9 protein-coding genes are annotated in these 11861 nt (G+C 72.2%); 1 reads left to right on the top strand and 8 read right to left on the bottom strand.

Features of this window, described 5'->3' with window-relative positions:
• Positions 1-115: 115 nt before the first annotated feature.
• From AB0M88_RS13540 to dnaK, 8 genes are read right to left on the bottom strand one after another with little or no spacing between them, the layout of a single operon-like run.
• Positions 116-703 carry an HdeD family acid-resistance protein gene (locus AB0M88_RS13540; protein WP_364100284.1) on the bottom strand — a complete coding sequence of 196 codons (588 nt, stop codon included), beginning with the start codon at positions 701-703 and terminating at the stop codon, positions 116-118.
• 17 nt (positions 704-720) lie between these two features.
• Positions 721-2382: an FAD-dependent oxidoreductase gene (locus AB0M88_RS13535; RefSeq protein ID WP_364100281.1), complete on the bottom strand. Its 1662-nt coding sequence runs from the start codon at positions 2380-2382 to the stop codon at positions 721-723.
• Positions 2379-2813 (bottom strand): thioredoxin, encoded by a 435-nt coding sequence (gene trxA, locus AB0M88_RS13530; protein WP_364100278.1) that lies wholly within the window; start codon positions 2811-2813, stop codon positions 2379-2381. The genes AB0M88_RS13535 and trxA overlap by 4 nt, the downstream gene beginning before the upstream one ends.
• 1 nt (position 2814) lies before the next feature.
• Positions 2815-5436, bottom strand: coding sequence for an ATP-dependent chaperone ClpB (clpB, locus tag AB0M88_RS13525; protein ID WP_364100275.1), 2622 nt, complete (start codon positions 5434-5436; stop codon positions 2815-2817).
• Entirely contained in the window at positions 5427-5729 is a 303-nt protein-coding gene (locus AB0M88_RS13520) for a chaperone modulator CbpM (protein WP_364100272.1), read from the bottom strand. Before AB0M88_RS13520 ends, clpB begins: the two co-directional genes overlap by 10 nt.
• A complete protein-coding gene (locus tag AB0M88_RS13515) occupies positions 5729-6688 on the bottom strand; it encodes a DnaJ C-terminal domain-containing protein (protein WP_364100269.1) in 960 nt (319 codons plus the stop codon). The genes AB0M88_RS13520 and AB0M88_RS13515 overlap by 1 nt, the downstream gene beginning before the upstream one ends.
• Positions 6688-7179, bottom strand: coding sequence for a nucleotide exchange factor GrpE (locus AB0M88_RS13510; protein WP_364100266.1), 492 nt, complete (start codon positions 7177-7179; stop codon positions 6688-6690). Before AB0M88_RS13510 ends, AB0M88_RS13515 begins: the two co-directional genes overlap by 1 nt.
• 7 nt (positions 7180-7186) lie before the next feature.
• A complete protein-coding gene (gene dnaK / locus AB0M88_RS13505; RefSeq protein WP_364100263.1) occupies positions 7187-9082 on the bottom strand; it encodes a molecular chaperone DnaK in 1896 nt (631 codons plus the stop codon).
• 188 nt (positions 9083-9270) lie between these two features.
• Between dnaK and AB0M88_RS13500 the strand changes: the two genes are divergently transcribed.
• On the top strand, positions 9271-11799 hold the full coding sequence (locus tag AB0M88_RS13500; RefSeq protein ID WP_364100260.1) for a LuxR C-terminal-related transcriptional regulator: 2529 nt from the start codon (positions 9271-9273) through the stop codon (positions 11797-11799).
• Positions 11800-11861 lie beyond the last annotated feature (62 nt).

Raw genomic sequence — 11861 nt, 5'->3', positions numbered from 1 at the left:
GGGTTGGTGGCACCGGGGCTTAACCACATTAAAAACCAAAAACACGACCCGGGCGACCCCCCCCGGGGCCGGGGGGGGCCCCCCTTGGGGGGGCCCCCCCGTCAGTGACCGGCGGTCAGGCGGTAGCCGAAGTGTGGCGCGCCCGCCCGTTCATGCGCCCCACCTCGCGGTGCTGCCGGCGAAACTGGAAGGCCAACGCGAGGGCGAGCACGCCGAACACGATCGCGTAGGCCCCGATGAGAGTCACCAGAGCGAGTGCCCCGGCCGCCGGCCAGACCACGAGCAGCACGGCGAACACGACCGCGAGCAGGCCGCTGAGCCCGAGCAGCCACTCGTGCCGCAGTTGCCGGCGCCGCCGGATCGCGGCGACGATCTCGACTACGCCGACCACGGCCGCCCAGGCCGCGATCAGGTACAGCAGCGCAAGTGTCGTGATGGCCGGCCACAGCAGCGTCACCAGGCCGGCCGCGATGCCGGCCAGGCCACGCAATGCGACCCACACCCGGTCGCCGGCCGCGCGGCCCCGGGCGACGAACGCGCCGCAGAGCGCGACGACGCCGTCGACCAGGACGTAGGCGCCGAACAGGACGGTCAGCGCGAGTACTGTGAGCTGGGGCCACGCGAGCGCCAGCACACCGAAGAGGACCGCGGCGACGCCGTGCAGCGCCGGGACCCACCAATCTCGATCGGACTGATACGGCATTTCTCAGCTCCTGTCTGCTAGTGATGCGAACCCACCAGCCGCCCGCGCCGGGCCAGGTACTGGTGGATCAGCCGGACGGCCATCGCTCCCTCGCCGACGGCGGACGCGACCCGCTTGATCGAGCCGCTGCGCACGTCGCCGACCGCCAGGACGCCGTCGAGGCTGGTCTCGAGCAGTTCGCGCCATTCACCGGCGTCCGGCCGGGCACCGGTCCGCACGTAGCCTCCTTCGTCGAGGTCGACGGTGCCCGCCAACCATCGCGTGCACGGTGTCGCCCCGATGAACACGAACAGCGCCGCGCAACCGAGTTCGCTGCGCTCCCCCGTGCGTACGTTCTGCACGACGACCTGCTCCAGCCGGCCGCCGTGGCCGGCCAACTCGCGTATCTCGGTGTAGGGCAGCACCCGCACGTTGGGCAGTTGCTCGATCTGGTCGACGAGGTAGCGCGACATGTCACGGCGCAGATCGCCGTGGTTGATCACCAGATGCACAGCGGAGGCGTAGCGGGACAGGAATACGGTGGCCTGCCCGGCCGAGTTGCCGCCGCCGACGATGGTGATCGGGCGCCGGGTACAGAATCCGGTCTCCATCGTGGTGGCCGCGTAGAACAGGCTGGTGCCCTCGAACTCGGTGAGCCGCGGCAGGTCCAGCTTGCGGTAGCGGGCGCCGGTAGCGATCACGACGGTCCGGCCGCGCAGCTCGGTACCGTCGTCGAGCTCTACCACGTGGTCCGGGCCGTGGCGCCGCAGGCGTACCGCCTCGCCGGGCAGGACGAAGTCCGCACCGAACCGCTCGGCCTGCACCACCGCCCGGTCGGCCAGTTCCCCGCCCGAGATGCCGGCCGGAAAGCCGAGGTAGTTCTCGATCCGGGAGGACGTGCCGGCCTGCCCGCCGGTGGCGGTCGCCTCGACCACCACGGTCTGGAGTCCCTCGGAGGCGCCGTAGACCGCGCTCGCCAGGCCGGCCGGTCCGGCGCCGACGACGACCAGGTCGCAGGTGCGCGTCCGATCTCCCGGGCGCAGTCCGGCGAGGCGGGCCAGGTCCTGGTTGGACGGGTTCCGCAGCACCTGGTCACGCCAGATGACCACCGGTGTCTCCTCGGGCCGTACACCCAGCCGGCGCAGCATCCCCTCGACGTCGGGGTGGTCCTCGCAGTCCACCCAGGTGTGCGGCACCCGGTTGCGGGCCGCCAGCTCGCGCAGCCGGCGGGCGTCCGGGCTGTACCGGGATCCGATGATCCGGATGCCCTCGACGGCATCGAGGAGCAGTTCGCGCCGGCGCAGGAAGCACCGCAGCAGCAGGTCGCCGAGCTGCTGGTCGTCGCGGACCGCGTCGAGGAGCTCGGGCACCGGCACCACGAGCACCTCGCCCGGTTCGGCGACCACCGCGGAAACGAAGGACGGCTGACCGGTGAGCAGGCCGAGCTCGTCGAGGAAGCGACGCTCGCCGTGCACGCGTACCGTCCGCTCCCGGGCCGTTCCCAGTCCTTCGACCGTCGTTACCAGCCCGGCGAGCACCACGTGCAGCGGCCGTTCGCGTTGCCCCTCGCGGTAGAGCACCTCGCCGGCTGTGGTGCGGCGCCGTTCACCACACCGGCCCAGGGTGGCGATCTGTTCGTCGGTCAACCGGGGGTACGCGCCACCGGCGTCAGGCGTCTCCCGCAGCTTCTCGGCGGTCACGGCCTGGACCCCAGCTCCTCGTCCACCCATCCGCGCAGTGCCGCCACGGGGGCGGCGCCGGCCCGCCGGCTCAGCACTCGGCCCTGGCGTACCAGCATGAGGGTGGGAACGGCCCGCACGGAGAACCGCTCGGCGGTCTTCGGTGACCGGTCCACGTCCACCTTGACCAGCTTCAGTGTGCCGGCCCGGTCCCGGGCCAGCTGCTCGAGCGCCGGGCTCACCTGCCGGCACGGCACGCACCAGTCGGCCCACATATCGACCAGGACCGGGATGCCGGCCTGCTCCACCCGGTCAGCGAAGTCGTCGTCGCCGGCCTCGGTGATCCACGGCAGCGGATGCCCGCAGTTGCCGCAGCGCGGCACGCCGTCCGCGGACGGCGGCACGCGGTTGCGCCGTCCGCACTCGAGACACGTCACGATGCCGGTGGCCATGTCAGGCCGCCACCGGGTCGCGGAACCGCACGGCGAGCTCCCCGTCGGACAGCTCGACCCGCACCACGGAGCCGTCGCTCACGTCGCCGGCGAGCAGCGCCCGGGCGATCCGGGTCTCCACCTCGCGAGCGATGAAGCGGCGCAGCGGCCGGGCGCCGTACACCGGGTCGAAGCCCTGCCGGGCGATGTGCCGGCGGGCGTCCTCGGTGAGCTCGAGGGTCATCCGCCGTTCGGTCAGCCGCTCACGCAGCTCGCCGAACATCAGATCGACGATCCGTTCGATCTCCGGCTGGGTGAGCGGCTTGAACAGCACGATGTCGTCCACCCGGTTGAGGAACTCGGGACGGAACTGCCGGCGCAGTTCGGCCATCACCAGCTCGCGGCCCTCGGGCTTGATCTCGCCGGACTCGGTGATCCCCTCCAGCAGGTACGCCGAGCCGATGTTCGAGGTCATGATCAGCACGGTGTTGCGGAAGTCGACCGTGCGGCCCTGGGCGTCGGTGAGCCGGCCGTCGTCGAGCACCTGCAACAGCGTGTTGAACACGTCGGTGTGGGCCTTCTCGATCTCGTCGAAGAGCACCACCGCGTACGGCCGGCGCCGGACCGCCTCGGTGAGCTGACCGCCCTCCTCGTATCCGACGTAGCCGGGCGGGGCGCCGACCAGGCGGCTCACCGTGTGCCGCTCCTGGTACTCGCTCATGTCGATGCGGACCATGTTGTCCTCGGCGTCGAACAGCGCCGCGGCGAGCGCCCGGGCCAGTTCGGTCTTGCCGACCCCGGTCGGGCCCAGAAAGATGAACGACCCGATCGGCCGGCGCGGGTTCTTGATCCCGGAGCGGGCCCGGATGATGGCGTCGGTGACCAGCTGGACCGCCTCGTCGTGGCCGATCACCCGCTCGTGCAGGATCTCGTCGAGGTGCAGAAGCTTCTCCCGTTCGCCCTCGGTGAGCCGGCTGACCGGGATGCCGGTCCACCGGGACACGATCGCGGCGATCTCGGCGTCGGTGACCACCTCGCGCAGCAGGCGCCGGCCGCCCTGCTTGGCGGCCAGCCGCTCCTCCTCGGCCGACAGCCGGCGCTCCAGGTCGGGCAGCCGGCCGTGGCGCAGCTCGGCGGCCCGGTTCAGGTCGTAGTCCCGCTCGGCCTGCTCGGCCTCCAGGCGTACCTGTTCGATCTCGCGCCGCAGGTCCTGCGCCCGGCGCAGGGCCTGCCGCTCGGCGTCCCACTGTGCCCGCAGCGCGTCCACCTCGGCCCGCAGGTCGGCCAGCTCCTTGCGCAGCTGGTCGAGACGCGCCTTCGACGCGGGGTCCTCCTCCGCGCCCAGCGCGGCCTCCTCGATCTCCAGCCGGGTCTGCCGGCGGACCAGCTCGTCCAGTTCGGCCGGCATCGAGTCGATCTCGGTGCGCAGCATCGCGCACGCCTCGTCGACCAGGTCGATGGCCTTGTCGGGCAGGAACCGGTCGGCGATGTACCGGTGGCTGAGCACGACGGCGGCGACCAGCGCCCCGTCCTGGATCTTGACGCCGTGGAAGACCTCGAGCCGCTCGCGCAGGCCGCGCAGGATCGAGACGGTGTCCTCCTCGGACGGTTCGTTGACGAGCACCTGCTGAAAGCGGCGCTCCAGGGCGGCGTCCTTCTCGATGTGCTTGCGGTACTCGTCCAGCGTGGTCGCGCCGATCATGTGCAGCTCGCCGCGGGCCAGCATCGGTTTGAGCATGTTGCCCGCGTCCACGGCGCCCTCGGCCGCGCCCGCGCCCACCACGGTGTGCAGCTCGTCGATGAACAGCAGAATCCGGCCCTCGGCGGCGGTCACCTCGGCGAGCACCGCCTTGAGTCGCTCCTCGAACTCGCCGCGGTACTTCGCGCCGGCGACCAGTGAGCCCATGTCCAGCGAGAACACCGACTTGCCGCGCAGGCCCTCCGGTACGTCGCCGTTGGTGATCCGCTGCGCCAGGCCCTCGACGATGGCGGTCTTGCCGACGCCCGGGTCGCCGATCAGCACCGGATTGTTCTTCGACTTGCGGGACAGAATCTGGATCACCCGGCGGATCTCGGTGTCGCGGCCGATAACCGGGTCGAGCCGCCCGGCCGCGGCATCGGCCACCAGGTCACGGCCGTACTTGCCGAGGGCTTCGTAGGCGACCTCCGGCATGGCCGAGGTGACGCGCTGGTTCCCGCGGATCCGCGTGAGCGCCTCGAGGAACGAGTCCCGGGTCAGCCCGGCGCCGGCGAGCAGCCGGCCGGCCGCACCGTCGCGGCCTTCGGTGAGCATCGCGATGACCAGGTGCTCGACGGAGACGTACTCGTCTCTGAGCCGTTTCGCTTCGCGCTCGGCGGCGTCCAGCAGCCGGGACAGCCGCTGGGTGACATAGATCTGTCCGGGCGCGGCCCCGGGCCCGGTGACCCGGGGCCGGCGGGACAGTTCGGCCTCGACCTGGGCCCGTAGCGCATCCGGATCGGTGTCGGCGGCGGTCAGCAGCCGGGGCACCAGGCCTTCCGGCTGCTCGAGCAGGGCCAGCAGCAGATGTTCGGTGTCCACCTCGGTGTGCCCGAGCCGCACCGCTCGTGACTGGGCATCGTGCAGGGCCTCCTGCGACTTCTGCGTCAATCGGCTCAGGTCCATGGCCGTCCTTCGCTGCGGTTGGTCCGTTCCAGCTCGGCGATCCGGTCGAGCAGGTTCATCACGAGGTCGAGTGCGGCGTAGTTGAGGCCGAAACCGGTGCGCAGGCGACGGATCCGGCCCAGAGCCCGCATCTGCTCACGGCCGAACCACAGGGCATCGTCGGCGTCCCGCTCCGGGTTCAGCAGGCCGAGGGCCACGAACCGGCGCACCAGGTCGGGGTGCGTGCCCGTGATCCGGCAGAAGGTGGCGAGGTCGAGCCGACCGGCGGGCCGGTGTATCAGGGCGTAGCTCATCACTGGCTCCTCGGATCGAAGGTCGACGTGGTCGCGAGTTGCTCGAACAGGCGCCGCTCGTCGGCGGAGAGCCGGGCCGGCACCTTGATGCTGGCTTCGGCGTAGAGGTCACCGGGACGGCCGCGCGGGTTGGGCAGCCCCCGGCCCCGTAGCCGCAGCCGCCGGCCGCTGGACGTGCCGCGCGGGACGCGCACCTTGGCCTCGCCGCCAGGCGTGTCGATGGCCACCGACGTGCCCAGTGCGGCCTCCCACGGGGAAAGTGGCAGTTCGGCAGTGATGTCCCGGCCGGAGACCCGGTAACGCGGGTGCGGGATCAGGCGGACCACCAGGTACAGGTCGCCGGCGGTGGCTCCGGCGGCGCCGGAGCCACCCTGGCCGGCCAGCCGGATGCGCTGGCCGTCGGTCACCCCGGGCGGGATGGTCACGGTGAGCGTGCGTGGCCCGTCGGGCGAGGCGAGCGTGACGGTTCGGCGCCCGCCGGTGTACGCCTCCTCGACGCTCAGGTCGAGCTCGGCTTCCTGATCGGCGCCGGGGGCCGGCCCGGCCCAGCCACCACCCGCGCCGCCGAACAGGTTGCCGAACAGGCTCTCCAGGTCGATGTCCGGGCTTCCCGCGGTGCGGAACCGGGTGCCGGACGCGGTGCCGCGGCGACGCCCTTCGCCTCGGCCGCGGCCCTCGCCCGAGCGCCCGGCCGCGTTGATCCGCGACCAGGTCTCCGGATCCATGTCGGGCGGCACACGACGGAAGTCCTCGCCGAAGGCGTCGTAGCGGCGCCGCTGCTCGGCGTCGGCGAGCACGGCGTACGCCTCGGCGACGTCCTTGAAACGCTCCTCGGCCCCGGGGTCCTTGTTGACGTCGGGATGATAGGTGCGGGCAAGCTTGCGATAGGCCCGCTGGATCTCCTCCGGACTCGCACCACGAGGCACGCCGAGCGTGGCGTAGAAGTCGCGGGACGCCATCAGGGCGCCTTGGCCACGACCACCGAAGCGGGCCGCAGCGACCGTTCGTCGTTGCCGTAGCCGGGACGCACGACTCGGACCACCGTACCGGGCGGCGCCTCCGGGTCGTCGAGGATCGCGACGGCCTCGTGCCGGCTCGGGTCGAACGGTGCGTTCATGTCGGCCCGGCGCGGAAAGCCGAGTTCGCCGAGGATGTCGAGGGCCTGGGCCCGGACCGCATGCACGCCCGACACGATCGAGGCCGGGTCGGCGGCGGCATGCTCGAGCGCCTGGTCGAGACCGTCCAGGACCGGCAACCAGCGGGCCGCTACCTCGGCCCGTTCCGCCTTCCGCTGGCGGGCGGCCTCACCGGCGGTGCGCTTGCGCAGGTTGTCGAAGTCGGCCACGGCCCGCCGCCACCGCTCCTCCATCTGCGCCAATGCCGCCCGTAGCCGGGCCGGCTCGTCGTCCTCGGCCGGCGCCGCTGATGTCTCATCCGGTTGATCGCTCATGGTCGCCTCACCCGGTGGTGAACTCGGCGTCGATCACGTCGTCCTCCTGGCTGCCGCCGCCGGAGCCCGCGCCGCCGCTGCCGTCGGCATCGGCACCGGATCCGGAGCCCGCGCCGGCGGCAGCCAAGCTCTGGTAAACCTGCTGCAGTTCGCCGGTGAGTGCGCGCAGCCGGTCCAGCGGCGCGTCCTCCTGCAGGGCCTGCCGGGCGTCGTTGACCAGCATCTCGGCGCGGCCCTTCTCGTTCACCGGCAGCGAGTCGCCGAGGTCGCCGAGCCGGCGCTCCACCCGGTAAGCGGCGGAGTCCAAGGCATTGCGGGCGTCGATCAGCTCGCGGGTCCGGGCGTCCTCGGCCCGGTGCTGCTCGGCGTCCTTGACCATTCGATCGATATCCGCCTGGTCCAGGTTCGAGCTCTCGCTGATGGTGATGTTCTGCTGTGCGCCGGTGTCCTTGTCCTTGGCGGAGACGTTGACGATGCCGTTGGCGTCCACGTCGAAGGTGACCTCGATCTGCGGTTCGCCGCGCGGCGCCGGGCGGATGTTCTCCAGACGGAACCGGCCGAGCACCCGGTTGTCGGCGGCTTTCTCCCGCTCACCCTGCAGAATCACGATGTCCACCGCGGGCTGGTTGTCGGCCGCCGTGCTGAACGTCTCGGTGCGCCGCGCCGGGATCGTCGTGTTCCGCTCGATGATCCTGGTGTTGACCCCGCCCATGGTCTCCAGCCCGAGCGACAGCGGGGTGACGTCGAGCAGCACGACGTCCTTCAGCTCGCCCTTGATGATCGCCGCCTGCAACGCGGCACCGACCGCGACCACTTCGTCGGGATTGACGGTCATGTTCGGGTCCTTGCCGCCGGTCAGCCGCCGGACGAGTGCCTGCACGGCCGGGATCCGGGTCGAGCCGCCGACCAGGATGACCTCGTCGATGTCGTTGGCGGTCACCTTCGCGTCGGACATGGCCCGCTCCACCGGACCCAGACAGCGTTCCACGAGATCCTGGGTGAGCTGCTCGAAGGTCGAGCGGGTGAGCGCCGTGGTGAGGTGCTTGGGACCGTTCTGGTCGGCGGTGATGAACGGCAGGTTCACGGTGGTCTGGGTAACCGACGACAGTTCCACCTTGGCGCGCTCGGCCGCCTCGAACAGCCGCTGCAGGGCCTGCGGGTCGCGGCGCAGATCGATGCCCTCGGCGTGCTGGAACTCGTCGGCCAGGTGATCCACCACTCGGCGGTCGAAGTCGTCGCCGCCCAGGTGGGTGTCGCCGGCCGTGGAGCGGACCTCCACCACACCGTCGCCGACGTCGAGCAGGCTGACGTCGAACGTGCCGCCGCCCAGGTCGAAGACCAGCACGGTCTCGTGGCCGCGCTTGTCCAGCCCGTACGCGAGCGCCGCCGCCGTGGGCTCGTTGATGATCCGCAGCACCTCGAGGCCGGCGATCCGGCCGGCGTCCTTGGTGGCCTGACGCTGCGCGTCGTTGAAGTACGCCGGCACCGTGATCACCGCCTCGGTGACCTTCTCGCCGAGGAACTTCGAGGCGTCGTCGACCAGCTTGCGCAGGACGAGCGCGGACACCTCCTCGGGGGCGTACTGCTTGCCCCGCACGTCGAACCGCACCGATCCGTCCGGCCCGGGGACGACGTCGAACGTGACCGTGTTGATCTCGTTCGCCACCTCGTCGTAGCGACGGCCGATGAACCGCTTGGCCGAATAGATGGTGCCCTTCGGGTTCAGGATGGCCTGGCGGCGGGCGAGCAGGCCGACCAGCCGCTCGCCCTGCTCGGTGAAGGCCACCACCGACGGCGTGGTGCGGGAACCCTCCGCGTTCGGGATCACCGTAGGTTGACCGCCCTCCACCGTGGCGATCACCGAATTCGTGGTACCCAGATCGATACCGACTGCCTTGGGCATGGCGGTCTCCTCCAACGTGGCGGGACGGCGTCTGCGTTCTCCGTCCCATCCGATCAGCCGGCTCCGGAGGCGTCGATTGGCAGATCTACCTAAATAGGCCGGGCATCGGCAGACCTGCCAATCGACACGGCCGCACGGTGTTTGATGTGATCGGCCGGTCGGCAGTGGACTCCGGGATAGGCGGTCCGATGACGATCGTCGAAGACTCCCCGGCACCGGGCCGGCCCAGGGTGGACCGTCTGGTGTCCCGCCCTCGCCTGCTCGCCCGCCTGGACTCCGCGGGGACCGCGCTCACCGTGGTCTCGGCGGCGGCCGGCTGGGGCAAGTCCACGCTGTTGGCGTCGTGGGCGCGGCACCGCCGGGGTCAGGTCGTCCCAGTGGCCGCCGGCAGCGCGGCGGGGATCTGGGCCCGGGTGTCGGCTGCGGTCTCCTCCGCGCTGCCCGTCGACGCGCAACCCGTCGACCGTCCGCCGGACGGCCCGGACGGGCTGGCCGCAACGCTCGAACGGCTTCGCTCGCCGATCGCGATCGTGCTGGACGACTGCAACGACGCCGCCCCGCCCGACGCCCTCGCCGTGCTGGCCCACATGACCGGCTCCGGCGGCGCCCTGACCCGGCTGGTGCTGGCCTGCCGCGGTACGCCCGCCCTCGATCTGCACCGATGGAGGATGGACGGGCAGCTCCTCGAACTGACGGAGGACGATCTGGCATTCTCCGTGGACGAGGCCGCCGAACTGCTCGGTGACATCCCGGCGATGTCCCGGGCCGGCGTGGCTGATCTGCGGGCCCTGGCCGAGGGCTGGCCGACCGGTCTCGGACTGACCGCCGTGGCCCTGCGTCGTCAGGTCGATCCGGCGCCGGCGGTCCCGGCCGCCGAGGCAGCCGAGTTCGTCGGTGACTATCTGCGCGCCGAGGTGCTGGCCACCCTGGATCCACCGCGGCGTGATCTGCTCGCCGCGATGTCGGTGGCCGAGCGGCTCACGGCCGGCCTGGTCAACGCGCTCACCGGCCGGGCCGACGGCGAGGCACTGCTCGTCGAACTGCACCGGCAAGGCATCTTCCTGCGCGGCTGTCCGGGGCCGGGCGACTGGTACCGGCTGCATCCGATGCTCGCCCGGGTGCTCTACCAGGAGCTCAGCCGGGACGACGACCGGCTGCTGCGGGCACACCGCCGTGCGGCCGGTTGGTACCTGATGCACGGCCCACCGGTGGAGGCGCTGCGGCACCTGCTCGCGGCCCGCCAGTGGGCGACCGCGGTCGAGGTTCTCGACCGGCACTGGGCCGACATCACCGCCGGGCGGCGGCGGCTCGGCGTCCGGCCGATCATCACCCCACCGGACCTTCCCCCGCACCCGCGCCTGGCGCTGGCGCTGGCCGCCGAACGCCTCGACGCGGGCGACACGACCGCGGCACGCCAGCTGGTCAGCCTGGCCGGCGACGATACGGTGGCGACCGCCGTGCGGCTGACCGCGGCGCGGGTCGAAGGTTCGCACGGCGGGGTCGGTGCCACAGCCAACGCCGCGGCCGGCGAACCTCTGCTGCGGCCGCACGCTCTGCTCTGCCTCGGCGCGGACGAACTGCAGCACGGCCGGTTGACCGAGGCGCAGCGGCACCTCGGTGAGGCATGGACCCTGGCCCGGCAGCACGGTCTCGACCATGTCGCGATCAGCGCGGCGGGACAGATCGCGGTCCGGCACGCGACGATGGGCCGGCTCTACGACGCCGTCCGCGTCGGCACCGGATCGCTCGAACAGGGTTGCCGGATCGGGCTCGCCGAATCGGTCGACTTGAGCTGGAGCCGGCTGGCGCTGGCCGAGGCCTACCTGCAGTGGGACCGCTTCGACGAGGCCTGGCGGTGCGTCGAGGCGGCGCAGGCCGGGTCCGGTGGTGATCGAGCGGTCCGGCTCGCCGCCGCGGTGCTGGAAACCCGCGTACGGGTGGCGACCGGCCGGCTGGCCCAGGCGTACGAGACGTTGCGGGCGGCCCAGCACGAGTCCGCGGCCGGTGACGTGCCGGCGCCGACCCGGCGGGCGCTCGGGCTCGCGGACGCCGAGCTGAGGCTGGCCTGCGGCGACACCGCCGCGGCGCACAAGCGGCTGGCGAGCTGGGCCGGGGATGACCCCTGGCCGGGCGAGGCCGCCGTCGTCGAGGGGCAGGTGCTGCTCGCGCTCGGGCGTCCGGCCGCCGCCGGCCGGGTCGTGGCGCCCTACCTGGCGGACGGGCCGGACACCTCGCTCACCTGCCGGTGCGCCGCCGGGGTGACGGTCGCCCTGGCGGCCGAGGCGGTGGGCGACCGGCCGGCCGTGGTACGCGGGCTGGAGGTGGCACTCACCGTGGCCGACGAGCAGGATCACCGGCGCGCGTTCACCGCGGCCGGGCACCGGCTGCGGTCGCTGCTCGAAGCGGTGGCGCCGACCATGGCCAGTTACGCGCCGGTGGTCGCCGCGCTGGCCGCTCCGCCGGAGGCGCCCGCGGGGCCGGGCCTTGCCCGACCGCCCGGGCCGGCCGTCGACGGGCCGACGGTCGAGCCCCTGACCAGCCGCGAAATGACCGTGCTGCGGTACCTGCAGGGCACGCTCTCGCACGTGGAGATCGCCGCGCTGCTCTACATCTCGGTCAACACGGTGAAGACCCACGTCAAGAACATTTACCGCAAGCTCGGCGCGGCGCGGCGTACCCAGGCTGTCCGCGTCGCGCGTGACCTACGCCTGTTGTGACCGCGCCCAAAACCACCCGCCGTGGGTGAGCCCGGACCGCCCGGACGCAGCCGACCGTCACA

Source organism: Actinoplanes sp. NPDC051411 (genome assembly GCF_040682075.1).
GTDB lineage: Bacteria > Actinomycetota > Actinomycetes > Mycobacteriales > Micromonosporaceae > Actinoplanes.
Note: the sequence above shows the minus strand (reverse complement) of the source record. Positions and strands in the feature narration are given on the sequence as shown.

Coding starts and splice junctions, on each gene's coding strand:
- AB0M88_RS13540 (WP_364100284.1), bottom strand. CDS start 703: ATGCCGTATCAGTCCGATCGAGATTGGTGGGTCCCGGCGCTGCACGGC.
- trxA (WP_364100278.1), bottom strand. CDS start 2,813: ATGGCCACCGGCATCGTGACGTGTCTCGAGTGCGGACGGCGCAACCGC.
- clpB (WP_364100275.1), bottom strand. CDS start 5,436: ATGGACCTGAGCCGATTGACGCAGAAGTCGCAGGAGGCCCTGCACGAT.
- AB0M88_RS13520 (WP_364100272.1), bottom strand. CDS start 5,729: ATGAGCTACGCCCTGATACACCGGCCCGCCGGTCGGCTCGACCTCGCC.
- AB0M88_RS13515 (WP_364100269.1), bottom strand. CDS start 6,688: ATGGCGTCCCGCGACTTCTACGCCACGCTCGGCGTGCCTCGTGGTGCG.
- AB0M88_RS13510 (WP_364100266.1), bottom strand. CDS start 7,179: ATGAGCGATCAACCGGATGAGACATCAGCGGCGCCGGCCGAGGACGAC.
- dnaK (WP_364100263.1), bottom strand. CDS start 9,082: ATGCCCAAGGCAGTCGGTATCGATCTGGGTACCACGAATTCGGTGATC.
- AB0M88_RS13500 (WP_364100260.1), top strand. CDS start 9,271: ATGACGATCGTCGAAGACTCCCCGGCACCGGGCCGGCCCAGGGTGGAC.